This window comes from Microcystis sp. M44BS1 (genome assembly GCF_020244875.1).
Lineage (GTDB): Bacteria > Cyanobacteriota > Cyanobacteriia > Cyanobacteriales > Microcystaceae > Microcystis > Microcystis panniformis.
Genome location: NZ_JADBVM010000067.1, coordinates 1 through 26,472, shown reverse-complemented (window position 1 = coordinate 26,472; position 26,472 = coordinate 1). Strand labels below are relative to the sequence as shown.

General features: G+C 41.2%; 24 protein-coding genes and 2 pseudogenes. 13 read left to right on the top strand and 13 right to left on the bottom strand.

Annotation, left to right across the window (positions count from 1 at the left end; all coding sequences use genetic code 11):
* Nucleotides 1-334: zinc ribbon domain-containing protein (locus tag IM515_RS26090; protein ID WP_502881968.1), on the top strand; the 334-nt coding region annotated here is incomplete at its 5' end.
* A 161-nt stretch (nucleotides 335-495) separates the two neighbouring features.
* Here the strand turns inward: IM515_RS26090 and IM515_RS04280 are convergent.
* Nucleotides 496-1,281, bottom strand: coding sequence for a PEP-CTERM sorting domain-containing protein (locus tag IM515_RS04280; protein ID WP_193961801.1), 786 nt, complete (start codon nucleotides 1,279-1,281; stop codon nucleotides 496-498).
* A 214-nt stretch (nucleotides 1,282-1,495) separates the two neighbouring features.
* Entirely contained in the window at nucleotides 1,496-3,883 is a 2,388-nt protein-coding gene (locus tag IM515_RS04275; RefSeq protein ID WP_287629533.1) for a hybrid sensor histidine kinase/response regulator, read from the bottom strand.
* Nucleotides 3,884-4,381: 498 nt separating this feature from the next.
* On the opposite strand from IM515_RS04275, the gene IM515_RS04270 reads away from it, so the two are divergent.
* The 3 genes from IM515_RS04270 to kaiC all read left to right on the top strand — a co-directional run bounded on the left by IM515_RS04270 (nucleotide 4,382) and on the right by kaiC (nucleotide 7,438).
* Nucleotides 4,382-5,311 (top strand): circadian clock protein KaiA, encoded by a 930-nt coding sequence (locus IM515_RS04270; RefSeq protein WP_287629531.1) that lies wholly within the window; start codon nucleotides 4,382-4,384, stop codon nucleotides 5,309-5,311.
* 56 nt (nucleotides 5,312-5,367) lie between these two features.
* A complete protein-coding gene (gene kaiB, locus IM515_RS04265) occupies nucleotides 5,368-5,682 on the top strand; it encodes a circadian clock protein KaiB (RefSeq protein WP_002733742.1) in 315 nt (104 codons plus the stop codon).
* Nucleotides 5,683-5,875: 193 nt separating this feature from the next.
* Nucleotides 5,876-7,438 (top strand): circadian clock protein KaiC, encoded by a 1,563-nt coding sequence (gene kaiC, locus IM515_RS04260; RefSeq protein WP_287629529.1) that lies wholly within the window; start codon nucleotides 5,876-5,878, stop codon nucleotides 7,436-7,438.
* A gap of 448 nt (nucleotides 7,439-7,886) precedes the next feature.
* Here the strand turns inward: kaiC and IM515_RS04255 are convergent.
* Nucleotides 7,887-8,380: pseudogene (locus IM515_RS04255) on the bottom strand (ISAs1 family transposase); the annotation flags it as partial.
* Nucleotides 8,381-8,841: 461 nt separating this feature from the next.
* Between IM515_RS04255 and IM515_RS04250 the strand changes: the two are divergent.
* The 6 genes from IM515_RS04250 to IM515_RS04225 all read left to right on the top strand — a co-directional run bounded on the left by IM515_RS04250 (nucleotide 8,842) and on the right by IM515_RS04225 (nucleotide 14,968).
* Nucleotides 8,842-9,852, top strand: coding sequence for a glycosyltransferase family 2 protein (locus tag IM515_RS04250; RefSeq protein ID WP_287629527.1), 1,011 nt, complete (start codon nucleotides 8,842-8,844; stop codon nucleotides 9,850-9,852).
* A gap of 73 nt (nucleotides 9,853-9,925) precedes the next feature.
* Nucleotides 9,926-10,807: a class I SAM-dependent methyltransferase gene (locus IM515_RS04245; RefSeq protein ID WP_287629526.1), complete on the top strand. Its 882-nt coding sequence runs from the start codon at nucleotides 9,926-9,928 to the stop codon at nucleotides 10,805-10,807.
* Between the two features lie 17 nt (nucleotides 10,808-10,824).
* Nucleotides 10,825-11,775 carry a methyltransferase domain-containing protein gene (locus IM515_RS04240; RefSeq protein ID WP_287629524.1) on the top strand — a complete coding sequence of 317 codons (951 nt, stop codon included), beginning with the start codon at nucleotides 10,825-10,827 and terminating at the stop codon, nucleotides 11,773-11,775.
* A 60-nt stretch (nucleotides 11,776-11,835) separates the two neighbouring features.
* Nucleotides 11,836-12,912 carry a glycosyltransferase family 4 protein gene (locus IM515_RS04235; RefSeq protein ID WP_287629523.1) on the top strand — a complete coding sequence of 359 codons (1,077 nt, stop codon included), beginning with the start codon at nucleotides 11,836-11,838 and terminating at the stop codon, nucleotides 12,910-12,912.
* A gap of 51 nt (nucleotides 12,913-12,963) precedes the next feature.
* Entirely contained in the window at nucleotides 12,964-14,082 is a 1,119-nt protein-coding gene (locus IM515_RS04230) for a glycosyltransferase family 4 protein (RefSeq protein WP_287629522.1), read from the top strand.
* Nucleotides 14,066-14,968: an NAD-dependent epimerase/dehydratase family protein gene (locus IM515_RS04225; protein WP_287632801.1), complete on the top strand. Its 903-nt coding sequence runs from the start codon at nucleotides 14,066-14,068 to the stop codon at nucleotides 14,966-14,968. The genes IM515_RS04230 and IM515_RS04225 overlap by 17 nt, the downstream gene beginning before the upstream one ends.
* A 453-nt stretch (nucleotides 14,969-15,421) precedes the next feature.
* Here the strand turns inward: IM515_RS04225 and IM515_RS04220 are convergent, their stop codons facing one another.
* The 6 genes from IM515_RS04220 to IM515_RS04195 form a co-directional block, all read right to left on the bottom strand.
* Nucleotides 15,422-16,417 (bottom strand): lysylphosphatidylglycerol synthase transmembrane domain-containing protein, encoded by a 996-nt coding sequence (locus tag IM515_RS04220; protein WP_002767441.1) that lies wholly within the window; start codon nucleotides 16,415-16,417, stop codon nucleotides 15,422-15,424.
* Between the two features lie 186 nt (nucleotides 16,418-16,603).
* Complete coding sequence (locus IM515_RS04215) at nucleotides 16,604-17,701, bottom strand: sulfotransferase family protein (protein ID WP_287629519.1); 1,098 nt, start codon at nucleotides 17,699-17,701, stop codon at nucleotides 16,604-16,606.
* 5 nt (nucleotides 17,702-17,706) lie between these two features.
* Nucleotides 17,707-19,095, bottom strand: a complete 1,389-nt coding sequence (locus IM515_RS04210; RefSeq protein WP_287629517.1) for an aspartate aminotransferase family protein — start codon at nucleotides 19,093-19,095, stop codon at nucleotides 17,707-17,709.
* Nucleotides 19,096-19,543: 448 nt separating this feature from the next.
* Nucleotides 19,544-19,777, bottom strand: coding sequence for a photosystem I reaction center subunit IV (locus tag IM515_RS04205; RefSeq protein WP_002767446.1), 234 nt, complete (start codon nucleotides 19,775-19,777; stop codon nucleotides 19,544-19,546).
* Nucleotides 19,778-19,852: 75 nt separating this feature from the next.
* Entirely contained in the window at nucleotides 19,853-20,482 is a 630-nt protein-coding gene (locus IM515_RS04200; protein WP_002767448.1) for a DUF6391 domain-containing protein, read from the bottom strand.
* 167 nt (nucleotides 20,483-20,649) lie between these two features.
* Nucleotides 20,650-21,351, bottom strand: a complete 702-nt coding sequence (locus tag IM515_RS04195; protein WP_287629515.1) for a 16S rRNA (uracil(1498)-N(3))-methyltransferase — start codon at nucleotides 21,349-21,351, stop codon at nucleotides 20,650-20,652.
* A 465-nt stretch (nucleotides 21,352-21,816) separates the two neighbouring features.
* Here IM515_RS04195 and IM515_RS04190 point away from each other — a divergent pair, with 465 nt between their 5' ends.
* From IM515_RS04190 to IM515_RS04180, 3 genes are read left to right on the top strand one after another with little or no spacing between them, the layout of a single operon-like run.
* Nucleotides 21,817-21,984, top strand: a complete 168-nt coding sequence (locus tag IM515_RS04190) for a hypothetical protein (protein ID WP_002767452.1) — start codon at nucleotides 21,817-21,819, stop codon at nucleotides 21,982-21,984.
* Nucleotides 21,985-21,993: 9 nt separating this feature from the next.
* On the top strand, nucleotides 21,994-23,934 hold the full coding sequence (locus IM515_RS04185) for an AAA family ATPase (RefSeq protein ID WP_287629513.1): 1,941 nt from the start codon (nucleotides 21,994-21,996) through the stop codon (nucleotides 23,932-23,934).
* Complete coding sequence (locus IM515_RS04180; protein ID WP_002767455.1) at nucleotides 23,934-24,341, top strand: hypothetical protein; 408 nt, start codon at nucleotides 23,934-23,936, stop codon at nucleotides 24,339-24,341. The genes IM515_RS04185 and IM515_RS04180 overlap by 1 nt, the downstream gene beginning before the upstream one ends.
* Nucleotides 24,342-24,383: 42 nt before the next feature.
* Here the strand turns inward: IM515_RS04180 and IM515_RS04175 are convergent, their stop codons facing one another.
* The 4 genes and pseudogenes from IM515_RS04175 to IM515_RS04160 all read right to left on the bottom strand — a co-directional run.
* Nucleotides 24,384-24,635 (bottom strand): hypothetical protein, encoded by a 252-nt coding sequence (locus IM515_RS04175; RefSeq protein ID WP_002767457.1) that lies wholly within the window; start codon nucleotides 24,633-24,635, stop codon nucleotides 24,384-24,386.
* Between the two features lie 5 nt (nucleotides 24,636-24,640).
* The gene (locus tag IM515_RS04170) at nucleotides 24,641-25,399 is read right to left on the bottom strand and encodes a hypothetical protein (RefSeq protein WP_002767459.1); all 759 of its coding nucleotides are present in this window, start codon (nucleotides 25,397-25,399) and stop codon (nucleotides 24,641-24,643) included.
* A 30-nt stretch (nucleotides 25,400-25,429) separates the two neighbouring features.
* On the bottom strand, nucleotides 25,430-25,822 hold the full coding sequence (locus IM515_RS04165) for a Mo-dependent nitrogenase C-terminal domain-containing protein (RefSeq protein ID WP_287629510.1): 393 nt from the start codon (nucleotides 25,820-25,822) through the stop codon (nucleotides 25,430-25,432).
* 459 nt (nucleotides 25,823-26,281) lie between these two features.
* A pseudogene (locus IM515_RS04160) lies at nucleotides 26,282-26,472 on the bottom strand (hypothetical protein); the annotation flags it as partial.

The following is a 26,472-nucleotide window of genomic DNA, read 5'->3' as shown; positions in this document are numbered from 1 at the left end:
TGTGACCATCCCTCATGCTCGATTAATTGAGATGATTAGTTATAAATGTCAATTAGAAGGAATCTCTGTGATTCTTCAAGAAGAATCCTATACCTCAGCTTCTAATTTTTTGAATGACGATCCTCTCCCCGTTTATGGACAAACAACTGAAAGGCCAGTGTTTTCAGGAAAAAGAATTTCGCGAGGGTTATATCGTACAGATAAGGGGATTCTGGTTCAATCTGATGTCAGATGTTCCTACAACATTTTACGAAAAGCATTCCCAAATGCGTTTAACCGCTATGGGATAGAGAGGTGCGTAGTTCACCCAAGGAGAATTAATCTCTCGAAGTAAAAGTGAAGGGAATTTCTGAAATGGAATTCAGTCTGTCTATATTTGACTATGCTTTTACTAACTATGGATAGGTGGTTAAAGCAAAACCGCCCCCAAAGGACGGTACTTCAAACCGAGAAGCTACGATGCCTCTCCTCATCTTATCTTGACGTTAAGCTCGGTCAGCTATCCTTTTGTCGGCGTTTCATCGCCAGACCTAAGCCACCAACAACCAGCAGTCCAACAACAGTCCCGGGTTCAGGAATAACCACCTGGGTGAAGGTTTGTGAGAAACTCGTAACGCGGGCGGTTCCAGGCACTGAAGTAGTCCGGCGAGCTTGCAAACTCAGGTTGTTCATGACCGCAAGCGTGTTTGTTGGTCCCAATGTCATCGTGTCAGTCGCAGGCATGCTGGGGGTAGCGGTTTGATTGCCCATAATCGATGCACCATTGAAGCCCAAAGAAGATGGTACTCCCGTAGTGGGGCCTGTAACTGACCCAACTGTTATGGCATCTATCTGGTTCATTATTGGGACATATCCAGCGGATGTTACCGTGAAGTCGAAGGCGACAGTAGCATTCCAAGTGGCATTCCCGCTCGGCGGAGCTAGGTTTATGCCGCCAACAATAGTGTAATTGAGAGTAGCACTACCAGAGACACCAGGAATGTAAGTGCCGGTTGCACTCACTTGAATGTTGGCTTGGGGATCGGTCAGAGGATTAGCCCCAGGACTTTTGAAAAAATCGTAATTCGTCCATTCCTCGAACACTTTCTCAATTGTGCCATTTCCGTCCTCATCAACTGAGATGGAACCACCGCCAAGTAGCTCGGTGAGTGTACAGAATGAGGTACTTGCACAGCCGGTATAGGTTACGATAGGAGCCGCCTGGGCCGGGGCAGTGGCGAGGGCTAACGCACTGGCAAGAAGAGCAGTAGCGGCAGGACTGATGTATTTTATTTTGGTCATTTACAGAGACCTCCACGGAGTTAAGGTGGATGTAATAGATTACACTTGCTAGTATTACATGAGCTTTCTTAGCTGTCAACACTAAATTTCTCATTTGTCAATAGATCACAGAAAAATTGCCAATAGATCACTAAAAAAAGCTTCCCCTGGGGATCGGGGGGGGCAGCTGGGGTGTGGGGTTTTACCGATAGGTTATTGCCCGAATGCTTCGCACCTACAGGATGCGATCGCCGATCAAGTGGCGAGAAAAAGCCAGATCAGCAGTCTCGATCACCTTTAATAGCTGTTCGATGCGGTTTTCCGTCGGGGGGGCCAAACAGGGAAAAACGGCTAAACCGGGGATTTGATTGGCCACCTCGGTGACAGCCACATCAAGGGTGACTAGGGGTAAATTAGCTAGGGTTTCCGACTTGCTCAAGGTTTGCAGATAAGAGTATAAATCTTCTGCGATCGAACTATCGATTAAGATAGCGTCCACCTCCCAGACAGTAGCTAAAAGTTCCGCCTGTTCGCAACTATCGGCCTCAATAAAACGATAATTTTCCCGGACTAATTGATTATTCCAAATCCAGCTAAAGGAAGATAAATCGGAGAAATTGGGGGCATAATGGCCGTGTAAACGCAGCAGAGTCGGAGCAGTGCGCCTTTTTCGACTAGGAATGGGGGAAACGGTCAGATTCAGGCAAGCTTGCAGAGCTGCCGAGGTGATTGGCGGAACCAGAAAACTATCGGCCCCTTGCTGTTGACTGCGGTTGCGCTCAGAATCGGCAGCGGTGACAATAACTTTCATGTCTTTGGTTTGGGTATGGGATTTCAGCAGCGTTAACACATCCCAACCGGACAAGAGGGGGAGATTAGGATTGAGAAAAACACAACGGGGTTTTAACTGCCTGGCTTTTTCGATCGCCTCAGTGCCGCTACGAGCGATAATAGCTTTTAATCCCAATTCACTCAAGCGATCGACAAACTGTTCGATCACTTGGGGATTAGCTTCCACCACTAACACCAGACGCTGGGGAGTGGCGGACTCTTGGTCTGCACTTTGGGGATGAACCGGCAGCAGTAAGGTAAATTGACTGCCTTCCCGGGCCCTGGAGACAAAGGATAGATCTCCACCGTGACAGCGCGCTAATTTTTGGCTGAGGACTAAACCTAAACCTGCACCCTCAAATTGACGGGTGAAAGGACTTTCTAGCTGTTGGAATTTCTGAAAAATCAGATGCTGGGATTCTTCCGGAATACCGATACCCGTATCCCAGACGGTAAAAGCCAGCCAATTTTCCCAACGATTGACTTTAATGCCCAAATTACCGCCATCAATGGTGAATTTTACCGCATTATCTAACAAATGCACTAACATCTGTTGTAAACGGGTTTCATCGGCCAGGGCATAATCTAACCCCGATTCGATGTCAAGACGATAGCTGCTGGGGAGATCGAGACGTTGGGGATATTTATCGACGATGATATCGTACACCCGTTGACAGAGGCGATCGATTTTGACTCTAGATAAAGTTAATTGTAGTTGTCCTGTCTCTAGGCGGGTTAAATCGAGGAGATCATTGACCAAAGCCATCAACTGACGACCGCTGCGATAGATTAAATCGGCATATTTGGACTGTCGGGGGTTAAGTTCACCGATTTTTTGTTCCCGCAGCAGATTGGAAAGACCGATAACGGCGGTGAGGGGCGATTTAAACTCATGGCTGACACAGGCGAGAAATTCATCCTTAAGACGATTTAAATGGACTAAATCGGCATTTTTAACCGCTAATTCCTGACAATATTGCTGTTGTTCCGTGATATCGGTGGCCAACAGTAACCACAGTCCCGAAGTTTTCTCGAGCAAGGGATAATTATCCGCCAAATTTAACGGCACGGACAACAGGCGCCAAGTCTTGGCTACACCCGATGTCACCGTTTCTAGACGCTGGGGAAACAGGGGGGGAGTGGGGGATGGGAGGGTTAAGGGGTCATTAACTAAAGCCAAGGCAGAGTTATCGATATTAGCGGGGAAAGCTGCCCCGATTTGTTGACACCAAGCCTGATTTTGGTATAAAATTCCTGCTTCTGGACTGTAGAGCAGCAGCGGCAGCGGTAATTGTTCTAGAAATTCCAGAGGACGATCGCTGCGGGGGGCAGGATTGCGATCGCTGATGCGGAGCTGCGGGGGGGGATCATCGAGAATCGAGCGCCCGAGACAAAATTGGAGAAGTTTGCCCGTGTCTAAGCGTCCTAACAGTTTGCCCTGAGTATCCACTAAAATAGGGGCTAAGGCGATCGCTTCTCCCCTCAGAGTGGCCAGAAACTCACTCACGGCCATGCGCGAGTTAAGAGGGATAATCGGACGCAGCCAACCGCTCAGATCCAGGCAGCTGGGGGAGGGGTTTCTGATTTCGGGGTGCTGTTGTTGATAGAGGAGGTAAGCAATCAGGGTTTGACTCTCAATCAGTCCTAGGGGACAATACCGCTCATCCACCACCACGATCGCTTCTGGATTGCCCGTGTTAATTAAATCGCAAAGACTGGCCCTGTCAATAATTAATTCACAGGCAGTGACGGATTGATTAAAGTGATGGAGGCTAAGGGTAACGCTGGGCATGGGGATAATTGGGGAGGGCGGTGGCGGTAACTTTAGGGCATAATTAGGGTTTGCGGCAAAAAGTTTTTCGGTGGGGGCAGGGTGTAGGGTGTAGGGTGTAGGGTATAGGGTTTTACCGATTTTCAGGTGGTCAATTACCTAATTTTCAGGGCAAAAGTCCCGGAATTTTCCCCCTGCTCACTCCCATCCCCGGCACTTTTGGATTTCAAAAAGGTCTAAAAGTATTATCCAACAAGGTTTTTAGATTTATTCAGCCAGCCCTAATTAACAAACTGATGGCCAAACTATTAGTCGTCCTAGAACTTGAATTTAGCTTGATTATGACGCTCGCTCATCTAGAGAACCGCTCTATTGATTACAATTAACTACGATACCCACTGCCAAAAAGCAAAGTTAACTTTAACTTCCCCGATCTGATGGCGGGGGGGTTGTCTTCTCAACAGAGAAAGCCTAACCTATTGTTTGTTATTTTCTATCTACCTTGCGGGTGAGAAAACGTTGCCTCCGAGACTGACTATTTATGCTTTTGTCCCAACGGACTCACCCTTGACGGGAGTGAGTTCACCTCTGGGGCTGGTTAATTCTTTGACGGCTTTATTGGCTAATGAACGCTATAATCTAACCCTAGGGTCGTCTTCTAGCGAATTACTGGCTAATATCGAGGCAGAGAAGGAAAAAATCGATTGTTTGCTGGTGGTCTTTCATCCTTCCCTACAGCCGACTTTTAATCAACTCTACGAAGGGGGGATTTTACTGCCAGTAGTGATCATTGTCGCTGACAACAACATCACTGCGGGGACGAATGACTCTCCCACCTGTCTCTATCATAGTGCCGAATTACAAATTACCGTCAAGGAATTAGACGGCATCACCTCGGTCATCGACCAAGCGATCGCTAGATTTCTCCATTTAGCTCCTAACTGCTCTTTTTCCGAGCGGAATACGATTGTTAATCAACCAAATCCCGTGGCCAATAATCACAGTTTTCTCCTCCTACAACAGCGCCGTTTAGCAGAAAAATTAAAAGAAAGACTCGGCTATTTAGGTGTTTACTACAAACGCAACCCGCAGCTATTCTATCGCAATCTTGCCCCAGAGGAAAAAAACGAATTACTGCGGGAATTAAGAAGAGATTATCGGGAGATTATTTTAAATTACTTCCAACAGGATTATCCGATTAATCAAGCGATCGATGAGTTGGTTAATAATGTCTTTTTTACCGATCTCTCAGTGTCGCAAATTCTGGAAATTCACATGGAGTTAATGGATGAATTTTCCCAACAGTTAAAATTAGAAGGCAGAAGTGAGGAAATTCTCCTAGATTATCGTCTCGCTCTCATTGATATCCTTGCTCACTTGGGGGAAATGTATCGTCGTTCCATACCTCGCGAGGATATCCCTTATGATTTATTATTGGGAATAGACTAAAATATCCCAGAAAAATAGCGATGAACTCGTATCCCCAGCCCCTTTAATCCTAACCTATGAGCGTCTTTAAAAAAACCTATGTTTTAAAACTGTACGTCGCCGGCAATACCCCCAACTCCGTGCGTGCCTTGAAAACCCTGAAAAATATCCTAGAAGAGGAATTTCAGGGAGTGTATGCGCTCAAGGTGATTGACGTGCTGAAAAACCCGCAACTAGCGGAGGAAGACAAGATTCTCGCTACTCCTACCCTTGCGAAAGTCCTCCCTCCCCCGGTGCGGAAAATTATCGGTGATTTGTCCGATCGAGAGAAGGTTCTGATCGGTTTAGACTTACTGTACGAGGAAATTCGTGAACGAGAAAATGATAGCTAGGTCTTCGGCCATAGGTGATTAGACGGGTTATATTTATTGAAGGAGAAACGCTCGGGGCGTAATCTAGTACGTCTATGGGAAAGTCAAGAGTCAATGGAAATCGAGATGGTGTAAAGTGTCTAGTCAGGCTTGATATGTTTCTGTGGAAAAATTAGATAAAAATCCTACTCTTTAAATATTCGCTGGATAAATAATGACTCAATCTAACTCTAATAGCCAATTGAATCCACCGATTAAACCGAAAGGTGTTCGCAAAATTAGAACTCTAATTGAAGGTTTTGATGAGATCACTCACGGTGGTTTACCCCTGGGGCGAACTACCTTAGTGAGTGGCACTTCTGGCACGGGAAAAACCCTGCTTGCCGTTCAATTTCTCTACCACGGGATCAAGTATTTTGACTATCCGGGTCTGTTTGTTACTTTTGAAGAATCTCCCACCGATATTATCCAAAATGCCTATAGTTTTGGTTGGGATTTAGAAGAATTAATTGACCAGGGTAAGTTGTTTATTCTCGATGCTTCCCCAGATCCGGAAGGTCAAGAGGTGGTGGGTAGTTTTGATCTTTCGGCCCTAATCGAGCGCATTCAATACGCAATTACCAAATATAAAGCCAAACTGGTATCAATTGACTCTGTAACTGCCGTTTTTCAGCAGTACGAAGCGGCATCAGTGGTGCGGCGAGAAATTTTTCGGCTCGTGGCCCGGTTAAAATTATTAGAAGTGACTTCAATTATGACCACGGAACGTATCGAAGAATACGGAGCGGTGGCCCGTTTTGGTGTAGAGGAATTTGTCTCTGATAATGTGGTAATTATGCGGAACGTGCTAGAGGGAGAAAGGCGACGCAGAACCGCAGAAATCCTCAAATTACGGGGAACAACCCACATGAAGGGGGAATATCCCTTTACTATCACCAATGATGGCATTAATATCTTCCCCCTCGGTGCGATGCGTCTAACTCAGCGCTCTTCTAATGTCCGCATTTCTTCGGGAGTCAAAACCCTTGATGATATGTGTGGAGGCGGTTTTTTCAAGGATTCGATTATTTTGGCTACAGGAGCAACAGGTACGGGTAAAACTCTCTTAGTCAGTAAATTTCTGGAAGAAGGCTGTAGGCGCGGTGAGCGGGCGATTTTGTTCGCTTATGAAGAATCTCGCGCTCAATTGTCCCGAAATGCTTCTTCTTGGGGGATCGATTTTGAGGAGATGGAACGCAAGGGATTATTAAAATTGTTGTGTTCTTACCCGGAATCGGCGGGATTGGAAGACCATTTACAGATGATTAAGTCGGAAATCTCGGAATTTAAACCCTCTCGTATTGCTATTGATTCTCTATCGGCGCTCGCGCGGGGGGTGACAAATAATGCTTTTCGGCAATTTGTGATCGGGGTGACAGGATACGCCAAACAGGAGGAAATTACGGGATTTTTCACCAATACTACCGACCAATTTATGGGAGCGCACTCGATCACCGAATCCCATATTTCTACGATTACCGACACGATTTTAATGCTGCAGTATGTGGAAATTCGCGGCGAAATGTCGCGAGCGATTAACGTCTTTAAGATGCGCGGTTCTTGGCACGATAAAGGGATTCGTGAATATACTATCAGTCAGGACGGGGCGGATATCAAGGATTCTTTCCGTAATTACGAGCGGATTATTAGTGGTTCTCCGACTAAAATTAGCGTCGATGAAAAGAGTGAATTATCGCGGATTGTTCGCAATGTGCGCGAAAAATTACAGGATGAATAATCGGGAGTTGACTGATTTATAGCAGTTATCTTAATGGTGAGGTACGAAGTTTTCCTTTTGGGGAGTCAAGAGTCGATACCAAATTGAGTTACACTTCATCTTTGCCAGAAACGCTGTAAGTTGGGATTTTATCGTAACCTCTTTTTAAAAACTGTGCTTTCTAGATTTTTTGTCCTAAATCCAGACTTTTCGGGGGTTCTACCCCCCAAACCTAGGGCTGTTTCATTTAAATTAAGTACAGCTGATTTTGAGTCAATAAATTTGACCGAAGATTCTCTAGTTTATCTTTCTCTAATCAAAAGAGTTAGTCACAATAATTAATCTTTAATCCTCTGCCAATATTTATTATGAAGAGATTGATAAAGCTTGTTCCCAAGCCACTAAAAGCCTATCTCTCTTGAAATTGTCTGAGAGTACATCCTGTTAATTTAGCTAATTTTTCTGCTTCTTACGTCGATAAAACTATCAGTTTTTTCCACCGTTCAGCTAACCACCTCTGTCCCTCTGTTATTGAGAGAAAACCCAAAGGAAAAGATGCAATCCTATAGTTGTGAGAATTGACCAATTGCTGGCCGCTTGAAAATCACTGATCTGGCTTTTATCTTCCTCAAAAATTACATCTTTTACCCAATGTAACTGATTTTCTATTTTCCAATGTCCTCGAATAATTTTAGCAAATACTTGGGCTGATTCGGTTAGGCTACTGATATAGTAAGCTGTTTCTTCATAAGTTTTATCCCCGCGACTACCCCTTCTTTCTACTTTAATAAGTCTTCGCAGATTTTCCAACCCTTGTCTTTCATTTTTCCTGACTTTAAAAATTTCTATTTTTCTTGATATTTTTCGACCATGACTATTATCTTGTTCAAGAAAGCAACTTTCTGCCTTTGAGGAATTACTCAGGTCTTGTATTCGCTTATAAAGATTTTTCTGATTTCCTTTACCAAAATACCAAAATTTAATGATCCAAGACAAGATATTGATAAAAACAGCAATCATAAAAAGCAAATTCTTGACATTTGTCAGGTAATTATTTTTATTAGTCAATATTCTACACAACTCAGGCTAGATAAGCAAGAGAGCTACGCCACTACTATCGGATCACTACCTGCGAACATTTTTTCCCATTCATTATACCGGGAGAGCCGTTGGCTTTCTAGTATGGGCTGTTTAAAAATTTTCTTGACAATAAGTTCATGATCAGGTACAATTTCTCTAGGTCTAGAAGTTAATTTTTTTAGCTAATCACATTAGCTGATATAACCCGCAGGCTAGTTTAATAGTATTTTGGCAAGTATGAGAGAGCTACAATAATCTTTCTAGTTCTATAGGGCTGATTACAAACTGAGCTAGTTTGTAATCTTGATGACAAAGCTTTTAGCTTGCCAGTATCAAGATAAGATATGACAATAAAGCCACCATTGCAAGAGAAAAAATTTATCGAGCTAGATGCTAACTTCTCTACAACTCGCCGAGTAACTATGGAGAGGCCTGCTATTATTAACGATCCTTCTACAAAAGTGCAATCTCATTTATTTTTGCCACCAAATCCAGAACGCAGGGGAGAAGGAGGATTAAGAACAAAGGGATATTTCAAGCATTCCTACCCAGAGACAAGTGAGTTATCGGAAAAATTTGCAGTTCCTTTGGTTACTATTATAACGGTGGTTTTTAATGGAGAAAAGCACTTAGAGCAAGCAATTCAGAGTGTCATTAGCCAGTCTTACAATAATGTTGAGTACATTATTATAGACGGAGGTTCTACGGACAGCACAATTGATATTATTCGTAAGTATGATGATCAGATAGATTATTGGTTAAGCGAACCTGACGAAGGTATATATGATGCGATGAATAAAGGTTGGAAATTGAGTCAAGGAGATTACATTTACTACCTGGGGAGCGATGATATATTGTTAAATATACCTAGCCAATCTATTCAAAAAGCAAGTTTAAACAATACGGACATAATTCATGGCAATGTAATTATGGATAACGGTCAGCTACGGATCAGTAGATATAATCCATTGATTGTGTTCAAAAATACTTTATGTCCGCAAGGACTATTCATTAAGAAAAACCTACTTGATCAACTTCCGTTCAACACGAAATATAAAATATATGCTGATTTCGACCTTAATCAAAAGATTTATAAGATGAGTGCATCGTCAATCAAAGACAAATCTACAATTGCTTTTTTTAGACTTGGTGGTGCCAGCAGTTCCTATCAAGATAAGTCAAAATTAGCGAATTGTAAGCAGGAGTACGCTAGAGTTATTTATGATAATTTTGGTTTGTCTGGGCTGATTTTATCTTGGATTTGGGGGACTGTACGAGGTTTAGTTGTTAGAAACAATACCCATTTACATACCGATTACAAAACCTTGAAAAGAATTTTAAAAGACTGCGAATAATCCTTTTTATTCGAGTGATATTGGCATGAACATATTTCAGCAATCAACAATTTAAAGGAGTTAGAAACTTTCTATGCAGAGTACAGCAAATAGTAGCAATTATCAACATTTATTAAGTATAATCAATACTGAATCTTACAGACATTCAACTGATCAAGAAGTCAAAATTATAGATGTTGGTTGTGGTAACGGACAATTGATTGCATACTTGACAAAAAATCTTCCCTGTGTACAGCCAAATATTAATTGGAAAGTCTATGGTTTAGACGTGGTTAATCATGGTGTTCAAAAAAAGGGGTTTATGGATGAAACAATTGAAAATCTATCAAAGAATTTTTCTGGGGTAGATTGGCATGAAAGACTAACTTTAATTTATGATGATGAAAAGTGGCAATATCCCGATAATTTTTTTGATGTAATTATTTCTAACCAAGTGGTGGAACAAGTCAAGAATCATCTACTTTTTTTTCTTGAGCTATCTAGAACATTAAAAATGAATGGATATTCTGTACATCTATTTTCCTTGTCTAACGTTCTCTGGGAATGGCATATTCATTTACCTTTAGTTCATAAGGTTAAAAATTTTGATTTTTTGTTTGATAACATTAAATTCTTAAGCACTTTAGGTTTAGGGACTTTTCATCGTCAGACTAAAGAATCGGGTATATCCTGGGAAGATTGGACTGAAAAACCTACGGATTATTTACATTGTTTTACTAACTATATTAGCTACCAAGAGACTTTAAATATGGGCAAAATATCTAATTTAAGAACATCTTTCAGATATACGAGGGAACTTTATCAACTATACCTAGACAAGAAAATGAAACGAACACCAAAATCAATCTATACCAACCATTATAGCTCATTTATCTTGGAGTTTTTATCTATATTTTTTCTTAAGTATATTGCCAGTGTAACTTTGTTTCTTGAGAAAAAGCAGACTTTTAGTTAATCGATCGGAGTAAGAAAATGCAACAATTTATCGAGACGTTGAGTCAATGCCCTAAGTGCCAAAGTAGTCAATTAATTTTTGATGATCATCAGATTATTTGCAAAAACTGTAATTCTGAATTTGCTATTGTCAATAATAAACCGGTATTCATTCGAGAAGATAATAAAATTTTTTCTCCCTCTTTTTATACTAATACGGTGACTAATCATAGTCCAAAAGAAAAAAATATATTCTCAAAAATTGTCCCTAGTCCATCGATCACCTTAAACTATATTGAGAGGATTCAAAATTTTGCTCAGACTTTAGAAAAGTTTACCTTAGCATATGTCTTGGTTGTGGGTGGAGGAAATCAGAAAAGAGATTTCGATAGGTTAATGTCAGAATATAGCAATATCAAATTGATATATTCCGATGTTGATGTTAATGCAGATGTCGATTTATTCTGTGATGCTCACGATCTTCCTTTTCAAGACCAAGTTTTTCATGGTATTATTACTACAGCAGTTTTAGAACACGTTCTCTACCCCGAAAAAGTCGTTAGTGAAATGCACAGAGTTCTCAAAGATGGCGGGGTAATTTATTCAGAAATTCCCTTTATGCAGCAGGTTCATGAAGGGGCCTATGATTTTACCAGATATACCCTTTCTGGTCATCGGCGCTTGTTTAACTATTTTTCAGAAATTTCCAGTGGTTTAGTTGCCGGACCTGGAACAGTTTTAGTCTGGTCTATCGAACATTTTGCTTTATGTTTTGCTGGCAATAATACCTCAAGATTATTAACTAAAGCAATGGTGAGATTATTGTTTTCTTGGCTTAAATATTTTGACTATCTATTCAAAAATAATCCTCAGGCTCTCGATGGAGCTTCTTGTACATATTTCTTAGGAAAAAAATCTCCTGAGAAAGTAGTTTCTGATCAAATGATTATTGAGAGATATAAAGGAGCTAATCATCTTCGCCATACCTAGAGAATATCCTCAATTCTCCAGTTTATACAAGAAAATAATCTAATTAAATCCTCAACAGTGATGAAAATTTTGTTATTCAGTCGCTATGATACTTTAGGTGCTAGTAGCCGCTATCGTACCTACCAATATTTGCCTTATTTGAAAAAAGAGGGAATAGAGGTTGAGACCGCTCCTTTATTAGATAATGATTATATTAGAACTCGCTACTTAGGGAAAAAATACCCTTTATCGAGATTATTATCTGCTTATCAACAGAGAATTTCCCTACTTTTACAATCTGAAAAATACGATTTAATCTGGTTGGAAAAGGAAGCATTACCTTGGCTACCAGCTTGGCTAGAATTACTGTTCCTCAGAGGAAGAACCCCTTATGTAGTTGACTATGATGACGCAGTATTCCACCTTTACGATCAACATTCTGCTCCTATAGTTAGATGGCTATTGGCACAGAAAATCGATCGAGTAATGCAGAATGCTCGCTTAGTGATTGCGGGAAATGATTACTTAGCTAACAGAGCAACACAAGCAGGAGCTAAATGGGTAGAAATATTACCCACCGTCGTCGATCTTGATCGCTATCCCTTATCAAAAGCTCCTCAAAATGAAGTCTTTACCATCGGCTGGATAGGAAGTCCATTGAAGTTTGTCGATTATATACAAGAACTTTATCCTGTTTTAAAAGAGATTTGTCGAGATGGTGGTGCCAAAGTCGTTGCTATTGGTGCCAAAGAGACAAATCTAGAGGATATCCCTTTAGAAATTAAGCCTTGGTCTGAGGCAACCGAGGTGAAGGAGATGCAACAATTTGATGTGGGGATTATGCCCCTTACCGATACAGCATTTGAGCGAGGAAAATGCGGATTTAAACTAATCCAATATATGGCATCTACTCGCCCAGTTATTGGTTCACCAGTGGGGGTGAACGCAGAGATTATTAAGGAGGGGATCAACGGCTTTCAAGCTAGTAGTCAAGCTGAATGGCTGCAAGCTTTTCAAAACCTGAAACATGATCGAGATTTAAGAGAAAGCATGGGATGGGCTGGCAGAAAACTTGTCGAAGATAAGTATAATATTCAAATAACCGCCCCTAAAATGTTGCAGCTATTGCAAAAAGCTAATCAAGTTTTCAAAACCTAAAACTGTTTTTCTAAAATTATCCATAAATCAAGAATCTAAACTGTGCATGAAATGAAAATACTCTTTATTATAACTAGAGCAGATACGGTTGGAGGCGCACAGGTTCATGTGCGAGATTTAGCGAGATTTTTGCAAGATTCTCACCATCAAGTCTTAGTTGTTACTGGAATAAAAGGCATTTATAATGACGATCTGACGAGCCGCAGCATAACCAATGTATCTTGTCAATACTTCGGCAAAAAAATTAACTTAATTCAAGACTGGCAAACCTTGAATTTTATCAAACAAATTATTGCAGAATTTCAACCAGATATTATCAGCACTCACTCTAGTAAAGCGGGAATTTTAGGACGATTAGCATCCAGAAAAAGCAAGACTCCTTGCATTTTTACCGCCCATGGTTGGGCTTTTACAGGAGGTGTACCAGAGCCGAGTCGCACTATCTATCAGTGGTTAGAAAAAATCACAGAACCTTTAGCTAATAAAATTATCTGTGTTTCGGAACAAGATCGATTAATTGGAATAAAAACTGGTATGCAACCGCAGCGATTATTGACCATTCATAATGGGATGCCAGATCTACCCGCAGAATTGAGAGCTAATCCTAGTGATGCTAATCCTGTTCGTATTGTTATGGTGGCAAGATTTGATCAGCAAAAAGACCATGTCACCTTACTGAAAGCCTTTCAAAATATTCCCGAAGCCCATTTGGATTTAGTCGGAGACGGTCCAGATTTAGAAAAGATTAAAACCTTAGCTAAGGAGCTAAAAATTATCGACAGAGTTAACTTTTTAGGTTTTCGTAATAATGTAGCTGAAGTCCTAGCTCAAGCCCAAGTATTTACTTTAATATCTAATTGGGAAGGTTTTCCTCGCACCACAATCGAAGCGATGAGAGCGGGATTACCAGTAATTGTATCAGATGTGGGTGGAGCATCGGAAGCAATTGTGGAAGGAATAACCGGATACACCGTAGCGCGAGGAGATGTTAAGACGTTACACCAGAGACTATTACAATTAGTTCTTGATCAACAGTTCAGAGCTAAAATGGGAGCGGCAGGACGCAAACGCTACGAAGCAGAATATACTTTTGAGAAGATGTTTGAAAAAACCTTTCAGGTTTATCAGCAAGTTTTAGCCAAAAGGAGAAAAAATGATGATCGAGAATAAAATATTAATCACAGGTGCTACGGGATTGCCTGGTGGTTTTTTCATGCAACATTTGGCATCTACTAAGCCTGAAATAGAAATACATTGTTTAATTCGACCCACTAGCGATTGCAGTATGTTAGATAGTCTAGGACTGAATTTAACCTACGATTTTGGCGATAGCTCTATCTCAGAAACCTGGGAAGAAATTTTTAGGAAAAATAGTTTTGAAACCATCATCCATCTCGTCCAACTTCGACAAGTACCAACTATACTTAATAGTCTAAAAAAATTCCAACAAACTCCCCGATTAATTATTATTGGAACCACGGGAGTATATTCAAAATATAATGAATATTCTGCCGAGTATAAACAAGCAGAAAATTATTTACAAGAGTATCCTGCTTCTTATTGTCTGCTGAGACCGACAATGATTTATGGCACCCCTAAGGATAAAAACCTACACAAATTGATTAAATTCTGTCACCGCTACGGATTCTTTCCCATTTTTGGCTCTGGTGATAACCTGTTACAACCAGTTCACGCTGATGACATTGCCCAGATGTTGTTAAAAGTCTGGGAATGTCCTGATATAAAAGGTGCTTACGATCTTTCCGGAGGTAGTATTGTTTCCTTCCGTCAGTTAATTTTCTTGATAGAACAATTATTAGGCCAATCGGTGCGTCCCCTGTCCTTTCCCTTGAACTTTGGCATTTGGTCAGCTACCCTACTAGAAAAAACATTAGGTAAAAAATCACCAGTGCGACGAGAACAAATCTTGCGATTACAAGAAGACAAAGCTTATGCCCACGAAGAAGCTAAAAGGGATTTAGGGTTTACTCCTCGTACTCTAGAAGCCGGACTACAACAAGAGATAGAATTAATGCGCTTCCAAGGCATAATTTAACTAGGGTTTGCGGCAAAAAGTTTGTTGGTGGGGACAGGGTGTGGCCCCCCCAACCCCCACCCCCCCTGCCCCCCCGACATCGGGGGGATCGGGGGTGGTTGGGGGGTGTAGGGTTTTACCGATTTTGAGGGGGTCAATTACCCAATTTTCAGGGAAAAAGTATCTGAATTTTACCCCCGATCCCTCCAATGGTCGGCACTTTTTGAGGTAAAAAAAGTCTAAAAGTCTTACCCAACAAGGTTTTTAGATTTATTCAGCAAGCCCTAAATATATTTGTACTAATACTAAATCCGTTGAGTATAGGCTACTCATGCAAGAGGCACTCATGCAAAACGGAGAATAAATAATCAGTTTTTAATAAGCGGATTTAGTATAATTTAAAAGTTACGGATCATTGCTGATTGTCGGTATTTCTACAAATTTGAGATGCAGCTTTGTGAGAAAAGCTGTATATTATTTTGAAGGGCGATCGGGTAAAGTCGGTCTTAGGGAAAATAACCACCAGATCAATAAACCTAATATAATCCAGAGAATATCTTTAACCCGGCGAATTACAGAAATCGCTAAACCTAATTCTAGACTACCAGTTAAAGAAGCACCCAGCAGCACTAAAGAACCTTCTAAAGTACCGATATTAGCGGGAATAAAAAAGGTTCCAGCGCGCACTAATTGGGCAACAGAATCAAATAACCAAGCATCGGCAAAACTGATCGGATGTTGGAGAAACTGCATTAAAACATAAATTTCTAAAACTCCGAGGGGCCAATTGAGAAAACCGACGATCAAGCCATTTCTAAATAGGGGCAGATTCCGGTAAAATTCTCCTAAACGATCATCGACACTGCGAAGATTTTCTAAAGGTTTAGCTAGGCGATCGCCTAAAAAAGAATGACCTAATCGATTAACTATTCGGGAGGATAAACGGAATCGCTGAATCAAGAAAAATATCAGGATACAACTGGAGAATATAGCAAGACTTAATCCGGTAAAAGTTTTAAAAGAATTGGAGAATTTTGGGGAAGCTAGGAGCAGAAAAAAACCGATAATTGCAAAGAAGACAAGGGAAGCAGTATTTAATGTCTTGGTCAGAATGATCGAGGCACTGGTTTCTTTGTAGCTAATCTGATAGTGAGTTTTCAACATCACTGCTTTAAAACCTTCTCCTCCCAAAGAAGCGAAGGGAGTCACGCGATTAAAGGCTGCCCCTACCATGTAAATTAATAATAGGCGAATTGTCCATCGAGGTTGGATAGGAATACTTTTAAAAGTTAGTTGCCAAGTAAAAACATCGGTGAGGAATTCTAGGAAGTAAAAAATAATTACTAATGTCATTCCCCACCAACCGACTAGGGTGATTTGTTGCCAAACTTCTTGCAGATTTGTTTGGCGCAAAATTACCCCTAGTAAAACAAAACCTAAACCTAGAAAGATAAATTTAAGATATTTCATATTAAATTATAACTAATAACTAATAACTGATAACTAATAACTGATAACTGATAACTGATAAGTAGGGAGGCACAATTATTTGTCGGATGGGTTAGCGGTAGCGTAACATAATCGGGCGTTGGGTTTCATGCTTCAACCCAACCTACGTTCTGATAACTGATAACTGATAACTGATAAAGCTGATGATTAAAAATAATTCCAACGTTGAATAAATGGTAGCCAATGAGATTCAACTAACTCGATCGCTTTTGGTTCTGGGGGATAATTATTTTTTTTATATCCTTGCAGACTGCTGATATATTTCTCAAAGCGAGGCATAGATATTTTTAAGTCGGGAAGTTGCAGTTGATCGTAGATTTTCTCGATTTGTGCTAGGGGTTCTTTTTCTAAATCTTCAAAACGAATTTCTACAAAACTATCGGTAGGTAAATTGGCACTATCTCCCAGGAGAGAATTGAGCATTGGGGGATAACTTTTCAGAATCGCTTGCTCGATGACATCAATAGATAAATTATCGTAGGATTGCAGTGCTAGTTCCGGTAGGATGCGGGTAAAAAAGTGGCGGGTTGAGGGAAAAACTAGATAGGGATTGCGGTAGATATGAATAAATTTAGCATCGGGCCAGATAGCTCGCAATCTGGCGATGTGTGCCGTATAAACGGGGTTTTTGATTAGTAATTGTTTGCCTTTTTGGTGGATGGAAACTTTTTTTAATAGATGAGTATGCCAACGTTGCCAATTGGCGATTTCTTTCTCGCTGCAGCCTTGAAAAAAAACCCCTCGATCGAAATGGTACTGAAAACGTTGGGGAAAATATAAACCATGGTAGTAGGAAAGGGGGATCATACTGGCCAGGGCGATCGAGTCTTCTTGGGGTGAATTGGGAGTAACGGCGACGTTATCCACATGGCGATCGCTCGGTAGAGCTAATTCTAGCAGCGGTTGAAATAAGCGGACGATACCGAGGATATCCCAGGGTAATCCCACCGCTAGGGGCGAAATATAGCCAAAATGCTCCGATTGACCCAGTAAATTGTGCAGATGGGTCGTGCCGCTGCGCCAATAGCCGACAATAAAAATGGGTGCTTTTACCTGCACGCGGCGCTCATAAAACCCTGTCATCAAAATTCGTTCTAGGGTAGAAAAAGGCAGTCGCGCCAGGGTAACTGCCAGCGCCAGGGTTGCTGGGGGTAAATTGGGGCGATCGATGCCGCCATTGGTCAAAAATAAACGAAGGAGAGTGCTAAGGTTACTACCGCAGAGGGGATGAAACAAACTGGACATATTAACTATTTTTTGGCGGTTTTTTGGCGGATAGCTTGGCTGGCCAAGGTTTTACCGAATTCCCAAGCGGCCCCAGGGAAGCGATGTGCATCAGCGACCACATCTTTAACGGCGGTGACAAACCAACGGCAATCCTCGTCGGAGAGGGTGAGGGGGGGGATAAACTTAATGATATTCATGCCGTGGCCGGAAACCTGGGAGAGGATTTGATGGCGGGTAAAGAGGGGAACGACGATTAACTGGGAAAATAGCCCTTTATTGGCGGTTTCTAGCATTTTCCAGGCGGCTTTTAGTGACCAACTGCTCGGCTCGGCAAATTCCAAGGCGATCATCATACCCAATCCCCGCACTTCCTGCAAACATTCGTACTGATCTACGAGGGGCTGCAGTTCTGCGATAATTTGTTGACCGATTGCAGCCGATCGCTCGACTAATTTTTCCTCCTCAATCACCTGTAAAGTGGCAATACCGGCGGCCATGGCCAGATTATTTTTACCAAAAGTGCTACCGTGAACCACAGAACGATCCATGCGATCGAATACTCGATCGAAGATCCAGCGACGACAGAGAACCGCTCCCACTGGCACAAAACCACCCGAAAGAGCCTTGGCAACACATAAAATGTCCGGTTCTACCCCCCAATGTTCCACAGCCCAAATTTTGCCAGTCCGGCCTAAACCGGTCTGCACTTCATCGGCCACAAAAAGAGTGCCGTAACGACGACAAAGGGCAGCCGCTGCGGGGAGATAGTTCGGTTCGGGAATTCTCACCCCGTGACCTTGAATCGGTTCGGTAATAAAAGCCGCTACGTCTTGGTTAATTAGAGCTTTTTCGAGCGCAGCTAGATCGCCGAAGGGAATTTCCTTAAAATCGGCGACAAAAGGCCCAAATCCCTGGCGATAATGGGGATCGCCGGTGGCGGAAAGGGAACCCATGGTTAACCCGTGGTAGCCTCCCTGACAGTAAACAATTTGGCTGCGTCCGGTGGCGTAGCGGCTGAATTTAATGGCAGCCTCGACGGTTTCTGTGCCGGAATTAGCAAAGAAAACTCGTTCTAATCCGGGAGGGGCGATCGCTACTAACCGTTCCGCCAGCAATCCCGCTAGGATAGAAGCATCCAATTGGACTAAATTGGGCAATGCTGCCGTTAGCACTTCCTGTAAAGCTTGCACGATCTTGGGGTGATTGCGTCCGAGAGCGAAAACACCAAAACCACTCAGTAAGTCCAGATACTTTTCCCCCTGATTGTCGAATAGGTACGGACCTTCAGCTTTAACGTAGTGGCGATCGTAGCCGATCGTTTTTAGTACCCTAACCATCTGGGGGTTTAGGTATTGTTCGTGGAGGGCAAAGTTTTCTTCTAGTCTTTTTTCTATCAGTTCTAAAATGCTCATAAATTCCAGATTTGATGACTGAAAAAATATTTTTTAAACACCTCAAACCCGATTATGTTGATAGCACATTATCATGATTTTTGGTCATCTAATATTATAAATTATTTGATATATTTTGTCAAGTATTTAAGAACTTATCTAGGATAATTAAACTAATTAACTCTTGTTGGCTAAAGGTTCAAGCGACTTTTAGATAATTTATTATTCAGTTTTTATATGGTTGAGGCGCAAGCGATGCGCCCAAAATGCAATATCAGTAAACTGATAACTGATTACTGATAACTCACACCTGATAACTGATAACTGATAACTGATTACTGATTACTGATTACTGATTACTGATAACTGATTACTGATTACTGATTACTGATAACTATAAAAAAAACCGACCAACAAGAGAGAATTCCCGTCAGTCAGTCGGTGAGGATAGGCCGAATTTTAGTCAGCTTTATTTCTTAGCGGGGGCAGCCTTAACGAGTTCCAATTCACTTTCAGCGAAGTTATTGGTATTCAGTCCACCGGCGCTACCACTAAAACCGTGGTAGTTAACAGTGTTAAAACGGACGATAACGGGGTAGAGGATACCACTTTTGTCAACACTGGCTACGGTTCCTACATCGTTGTACCAGTAAGACTCTTTACGTTTGATTCTAACTTTGGCTCCGCGTTCGATTCCAGGCATAGGTGTTTTTTTTTAGGGTTTAGTTAACAGGTTACAATCAGAGCGAGTTTGCCGAAAGGGTTTTTACTTTAAGTTTTATTGCAAATCTTGCCACTCTGTTTGGACGAAATGCCCTGAACGTCCCCACAGGTCTGCCTTTGGTGCAATGTTAACGATTGTTAAGTTAAAGGGAATGGCCGTAGTCAGGTATTTTTGGGCCGACATTCCCACATCCGGCCCGATTTGAAAAGCGGTGGCAGTGGCTAAACCTAAGCCTAATAACTGAGAAATCGGACCTCTGGGGAAGATAAGATGAGTTCCTAAGACTAAGCCAGCGGTTAAGGCTAAAGTTACCGATAAATTGGTGCCACAACGCGGATGTAATGCCAATTGCCCCTCGCCATTTTTGAGACGATGGAGTGCCTGTTTGGCCGCAATTCGCAGTTCATTTGTATTAATCTGTCCGTAGAGATAAAAACCCCTATCGGTGGACAGTCCCCCCAGGGCCTCGTTATCCGCGGGGGAGCGGTCAAAAGGCGATTGACGACGGGCAGCCATTTCGCTTAATACCCAGACGGTGGCGTGTTCCAAGGCGTGAACCTGTCGCAGGGTGAGAAATTCTTTGACACCGGGGATAAAGCCGATTTGTGCCAGTAAATCGCTGTCTTGCTGGGGCGAGGGGTTAAACCAGTCAAAAGAGGGGTTAGAAGGGCTACTAGAGGTCATAAAGTTGCGCTAGGGCGAGTTTTTTCGGGGAATGTGAGGGTGCTATTCGACAAAAACGGGGACAATCTGACCACAGGAGAACTGCTGCTAGTTTTTGCTTTAGGTTAAGAAGCGAAAGGATTTCAGTTATCTCGATTGCTAGTCTTGGTCATAGAAACTATAGTCAATTAGCTGTCTAAATAGGCGTTAATGATAGCAAGAGCCACTAAGGGAGCGGTAATTGTTCTCAAAATGCGTTTTCCCAGTGATACAGGCACAAAATCAGCAGCGATCGCTTGTTCTATTTCTGTCTCCGTCCATCCCCCTTCAGGTCCGATGGCCATGGTTATCTCGGTTGATGTTTGTAATTGAGAAAGTAGCGGGGCCACTGTTCTACGGGTAACACCAATATAACAAGTTGTCTGTGGGTTAGCTCCCCGCTTAAGGATGGCTAAAAATGGCTGTGGTTCTTCGATTATGGGAATAATCTGTCTTTCTGATTGTTCTACAGCTTCTCGGGCAATTTTTCGCCAACGGTCAATTTTTTGAGGACTAGGATTAACTAAACCGCGTTCTGTCAGCAGCGGGATAATCCGATAAACTCCTAATTCGGTGGCAGCGCGAACGATATCATCAAAGCCATTTTTGGGAATTGCTACCATTAAATTCACTTGTACTGGTAGTTCGCTAGTTTCGTTTATCGCTTCTAAAAGATGGGCCGAATTATCAATTATTTCCGCTAACCACGCTTGTCCTTGTCCATTTAGGGCAATAAAATGGTCATGGGATTTTAAACGAACAACTTTTTTAAGATAATGACTTTGTTCGGGTGTTAAGACAATTAACCCGTTTTCTAGGGTGTTAAAATCAAGAAGAAGACGGTAATACAAGGCGGTTTATTCTATATTGCTATCGTGTTCAGAATCACTGTCAGCTAAGTAGGTAGGTGTTAAAAGTTGTCAGATCCCCCCCTTATCAAGGGGGGATTAAGGGGGGACTAAGGGGGGATCGGCACCCCCCTTATCAAGGGGGGGAGGGGGGATCAGAGGCAAAATCTATCTTCAATTTAATTATAACTACTTACTTATCTATTTTAGCTTTTATGGTGTTTTTGTATAGGGTTGAGAGTAGATTAGCTTATAGCAGTTATCTTAATGGTGAAGTACGAAATTTTCCTTTTGGGTAGTCGGTCGTCAATACCAAATTAGGTTATACTTCATGTTTACGCTCAAGGCTGTAAGTTACTATGGCCTTACCTACTCAGATCTGTTATGAAATTTCTCGTCATCAAGGTATCTCTTGGCCAATAGGAATTAAGACTTGACAATCCCCACTCCCTAACCCACAAAAAATTCATGGACATAACTGCTAAAATTGAAGAACTGGCCCAAAAATATGAGATACCTCCCCAACTGCTAAAGGAAGCCATGGCTTTAGAAGTAGCAAAAATTACTCTCAAAAATCGGCAGCTATCAGCTAAAATTGTCAAACTTATCGAAAAATATACCGACTCCCCACAATAAATAAACTCTATGACTTTGAGACTGAAACAAATTCGCTTAACCAATTGGAAATGTTATCCCAGTCAAAATATTACTTTTAACCTGCATCCCGACAGAAATATTCATATTATCTTCGGTAATAATGGCCTCGGTAAAACTTCTCTGATGACAGCGATTTTATGGTGTCTCTATGGGGGAGATATTGTATCTAAAGAGACTCTGAAAACCTATTTTTATCGAGGTAAGGATGATTCTTCACCAGCAATAGAAATTCGGGTAGAATTAAATTTTACTAGAAACGAGAAAAATTACTTTATCAGTCGCACAGCGAAATTAAAAGATAATGGTATCACTTCTTATCCCAGCGTAGAGGAAGCATTATTTTATGAAGATGGAACCATGAGAAGTAACTCTAGGGAATATATCGAAGCATTGCTTCCTAAATCTATTCGAGATTTTTTCTGTTTTGATGGCTCAAAAATCGAACAATATACCCAGATAACTCAAACTAAAGCAGCAAAAGAAGCAATTGAAAAAGTTTTGGGTATCCCGGAATTAAGAAATCTACGCGATGATACAGAAAAAGCCTTACAAGAATTAGAAAACCGTTTAAATAAAGCAGAGGGAACCAGTCAAATTTTTAAAGATAAGCTGCAACAATTGCAAGAATTAGAAGAAGAAATTGCTTTTCAACAAGGTCAGCTTAAAAATGCCAAAGATAGCGAAAAAGATGCTATAATTATCTACCAAGTCGCTCAAGAAAAAGCCGCTCAGATTGAAAGTTTACGAGAAAAGTTAGAGGAAATTTATAACTTAGAGAAAAAGCGTATCGGTTTACAAACTGAGTTAAATAACCTGCAAAATTCTATTGATTCTTGGTTAAAAAAAGCTGCGATACCTTTGCTGATTAACTTTGTGCAGGAAATGGCCGATGATTTGCAAGTTACTAGCTTAAAAAGCACTTATAAAACTAATTATACAGCAATTTTTAAAGCAATACTTGACGACGAAAGCTGTTTATGTGGTCGTTGTTTAGATAAAAATTCTCGTGACTTTATCCTTGAAAAAATTGCCGAACTAGAGTCCTTAGAAGTGGACAACGTCACCAGAATAGAAAAAGACCAACTTAGAATTGATTTACAGGGAATTATGCGAGATAATGCCAAATTTAGCAATTATAGTCAATTGCTTTTACAAAGAGATCGTTTAGAAGAAGAAATCGAAGAAATTAATCAACATATTAAACAGCTAAAACAGGAAACCACGGGAATAAATCAAGACTCGGTGAGGGAGATTTGGCGAAAAGTTGGCGAATCGGAACGAAAAGTTAAGGAGATTGAAGAAAAGATCGAACGCTTACAAAAGGAAATTGAAATCAAAGAAAAGAAATTAGAAAATTTACGCAAAGAAGTGGAAATTTTAGCTAGTGAAAATCAAACCACATTGATGTTATCTAATCAGGTTAAAATGGCCAGAGGTTTAAAAAATGCCACTAACGAATTAATCGAATGGCATATCGATAATTCCCAAAAAATGATCAATCAAGTAACCAGCGATCGCTATTTACAAATAACCAACAAACCAGAAGAATATACAGGAGTAGAAATCACTCCCGAATACACTTTAGGAGTCCGTACTATCACAGGAAAATTATTAAATCCCGATGTCTTAAGTGCTGGAGAAAAGGAAGCTTTAGCTTTTGCTTTTATCACCGGTTTAAATCAAATAACCGATACTTGTGTTCCCCTAATTATGGATACACCTTTCGGCCATTTAGACGAAGAACATCAAAAAAATATTATTAACTCTCTCCCTAATTTAAACTCCCAAGTGATTATTTTAGCCACGGATCGCGATCTTCCCGATCCACTTTTAAATCTGCTGCTTCCCTACACTACTGATATATTCAAAATACACCGTTTGGCTGCCGATGAAGATGCTTCCGTGATTGAAGTGATGGAGAATTACTAATGCAGAGAATCGATCCCAGTTTGAAGATTTATGCCTCGGAAACTTCCAGAAATTATCTACAGGTACTAAAAGATAATAAAACCTTTGAGCGCATGGTAGATGCCTATTTATTCGCGGCTGCTTTTGCTATTAAAGAAGACTTAAGTATCTACGGAATCAATCTGAGTAATCGACAAGATTTAATTAATATTAGTCAAATCGAGCCAGAAGTTATTTTAGCTTTAACCGCAGGAATTTATATTATCTGTAAAAAGAATTCCTATCCTCAACCCAGCGACGGCAAAGAAGTTTTAGATAAGATATGTCAATACGCAGAAGTGGGATTAAGGGAATTAAAAGAACGCTGGCAAGGCAAAGTCAGCAATCAAATTCAAGCTGATATTGAGAGAATTATCAATAATCTCTAAAATTCTCCCTATCTAACTATCTTTTTTAGCGATAACGACAAATTACATTCTTTCCACACTGCCAAAAAAGACGGGTTCCACGCGAATAGCAATGACACTAGCCGGACGTAAAACCATATATTCTCCTTGGATATTTCTGATCGGAACATTGATAAAATCCTGAGAATCGGCTTTCGGAACTAATTCATTACTGTACCACTTTTGAAATTCTTGGATGGTCAAAAAACGTACCTCCTCGCGATGTCCACTGCTCAAGAACAAATGTACGGCGTACTCGTCAGCTTTTCTACTCATTTTTTTTAACTAATCAGATGGAATTTTTGTAATAAAGTTGCCATTAAAGGCGGAAAAGTGAGACGCAATTCGCTCAGATCCGAGAAAATTAATTTTTGGTAGCTTGGCAGGTCAAAAGCCAGTTTACCCTTTAATTCCGCCCGATTTTGATAGGTTAGCAGAATTTGTCCGCCCTGTTTACAAGCGATCGCATAACCTAATTCTACACCCACTAGGGGACTGGGCAGTAATTCCGTTTCCTTTTGGCTAATCGCCGTAGCATCAGCAATAAATAATAAACTTTTGCGAATTTGGCGTAATTGACTATCACTCAATCTAGTGACATTGCCCTCAGTTCGAGGCGTTTCTACCATAGTTAAGGGCAAACGGGAGCGTTTATTGAGATTTTCGACGGTTTCGGTCAAAACTGTTTTTAAAGCGGTGCTAGAGTCCTTAAATTGGCTTTGGGAGCTAAAATAAATGACGGGATCCAGCCAAGTGCTGAGGTCTTGTTTAGTAAAGTAAATTTCTTGGGAAATCAGGTCAATATTCGAGATGACGTAACCGCCACTACCTTCGAGGTAAAATTCCACCCTTTCCCCTTCTAGATAGCGTTGGAACCAGACAGAACCCTGTATTGTCAGACTATCATCGAGAAAATCGGCTCTTAAACCCGATTTTAAGAGACTATTGCGACTTAAGCGCAAGTCGTGGGGACGTTTGACAACCTCGCGGATAGGTTCGTATTTGTCCAGATACCAAGCTTTCAGAGCGATGATGGCCATAGGTGTGGCGATTAAAGACACTCTCCCATTTTAGCAGTAAGCACCGATATCCTCTCCACATTCATCGGCCAGGTAAGAAAGAGCGCGAAATCTTAACATCATCAGGTTTTCGTAGAGGGGATTTAGCTTGCAAAGGGGCGGAATCTCTAGAATTGTCCAGCTAAATAGGGTAATTTTCCGGGCAAAGGGACATTGAGCCGGAATTAGACGACAAATCCTGTGAGCTAGTGCAGGTGTATTAATTTCTAGGCGATCAATTCGTTGCCGCAGGGGTTGCCATAAATCCCATTTTGGTTGCGGTGACGGGTTTTTCCGATTGCCTTTCGACCAAGGGGCGATCCAATTAGAGATAATTATTTTATTTGTGGTATAATCTGATACATCAGCATCGGCCATAGCTTTATCTTCAATTGATTGAGTCATAAGGTTCTATCTGAGATTACGACAGGGCGAACAATCTTTCCCGAAAATCCCCTAGGACGTTCGGACATTTGAACGCTTTAACGATAACATCTCTGGGATAAAATTACTTGTTAAGACTACACAGTAACGCTAGGGCTGCGGAGAGGCAATTTGAACGTTTGTACTAACTTTCCATCTCCGAGTTATCACCTGAAAGCTAATAGGCAACAGACGACAATAAGATAACGTCATGAGTGAGTTTAACCAGATTAATCTCTAAGCTTCGCCCAAAGATATTGGCTCTGATTAGAGCTATTTCTAGGTTAGCAAAAACTCAGGTTTTTTCACGTCAGCATAGTACACTTTTTCTGGGTATAAAATATCACCCGCTTTTGTCAAAGATACGCAATCCAAGCTGTGGGGTGTGACCCCCCCAACCCCCCCGACATCGGGGGGCAGGGGGGGTGTAGGATGTGGGAATTATGAATTATGAATTGGAAATTGGGGAGTTTTTTGCTGTGAATAGTAAACGGTGAACTGATAACTGATAACTGATAACTGATAACTGATAACTGATAACTGATAACTGATAACTGATAACTGATAACTGATAACTGATAACTGATAACTGATAACTGATAACTGATAACTGATAACTGATAACTGATAAC

Coding starts and splice junctions, on each gene's coding strand:
- IM515_RS04215 (WP_287629519.1), bottom strand. CDS start 17,701: ATGTCCAGTTTGTTTCATCCCCTCTGCGGTAGTAACCTTAGCACTCTC.
- IM515_RS04180 (WP_002767455.1), top strand. CDS start 23,934: ATGCAGAGAATCGATCCCAGTTTGAAGATTTATGCCTCGGAAACTTCC.
- IM515_RS04245 (WP_287629526.1), top strand. CDS start 9,926: ATGCAGAGTACAGCAAATAGTAGCAATTATCAACATTTATTAAGTATA.
- IM515_RS04205 (WP_002767446.1), bottom strand. CDS start 19,777: ATGCCTGGAATCGAACGCGGAGCCAAAGTTAGAATCAAACGTAAAGAG.
- kaiC (WP_287629529.1), top strand. CDS start 5,876: ATGACTCAATCTAACTCTAATAGCCAATTGAATCCACCGATTAAACCG.
- IM515_RS04250 (WP_287629527.1), top strand. CDS start 8,842: ATGACAATAAAGCCACCATTGCAAGAGAAAAAATTTATCGAGCTAGAT.
- IM515_RS04230 (WP_287629522.1), top strand. CDS start 12,964: ATGAAAATACTCTTTATTATAACTAGAGCAGATACGGTTGGAGGCGCA.
- IM515_RS04225 (WP_287632801.1), top strand. CDS start 14,066: ATGATGATCGAGAATAAAATATTAATCACAGGTGCTACGGGATTGCCT.
- kaiB (WP_002733742.1), top strand. CDS start 5,368: ATGAGCGTCTTTAAAAAAACCTATGTTTTAAAACTGTACGTCGCCGGC.
- IM515_RS04190 (WP_002767452.1), top strand. CDS start 21,817: ATGGACATAACTGCTAAAATTGAAGAACTGGCCCAAAAATATGAGATA.
- IM515_RS04200 (WP_002767448.1), bottom strand. CDS start 20,482: ATGACCTCTAGTAGCCCTTCTAACCCCTCTTTTGACTGGTTTAACCCC.
- IM515_RS04165 (WP_287629510.1), bottom strand. CDS start 25,822: ATGACTCAATCAATTGAAGATAAAGCTATGGCCGATGCTGATGTATCA.
- IM515_RS04240 (WP_287629524.1), top strand. CDS start 10,825: ATGCAACAATTTATCGAGACGTTGAGTCAATGCCCTAAGTGCCAAAGT.
- IM515_RS04170 (WP_002767459.1), bottom strand. CDS start 25,399: ATGGCCATCATCGCTCTGAAAGCTTGGTATCTGGACAAATACGAACCT.
- IM515_RS04235 (WP_287629523.1), top strand. CDS start 11,836: ATGAAAATTTTGTTATTCAGTCGCTATGATACTTTAGGTGCTAGTAGC.
- IM515_RS04220 (WP_002767441.1), bottom strand. CDS start 16,417: ATGAAATATCTTAAATTTATCTTTCTAGGTTTAGGTTTTGTTTTACTA.
- IM515_RS04210 (WP_287629517.1), bottom strand. CDS start 19,095: ATGAGCATTTTAGAACTGATAGAAAAAAGACTAGAAGAAAACTTTGCC.
- IM515_RS04185 (WP_287629513.1), top strand. CDS start 21,994: ATGACTTTGAGACTGAAACAAATTCGCTTAACCAATTGGAAATGTTAT.
- IM515_RS04280 (WP_193961801.1), bottom strand. CDS start 1,281: ATGACCAAAATAAAATACATCAGTCCTGCCGCTACTGCTCTTCTTGCC.
- IM515_RS04275 (WP_287629533.1), bottom strand. CDS start 3,883: ATGCCCAGCGTTACCCTTAGCCTCCATCACTTTAATCAATCCGTCACT.
- IM515_RS04175 (WP_002767457.1), bottom strand. CDS start 24,635: ATGAGTAGAAAAGCTGACGAGTACGCCGTACATTTGTTCTTGAGCAGT.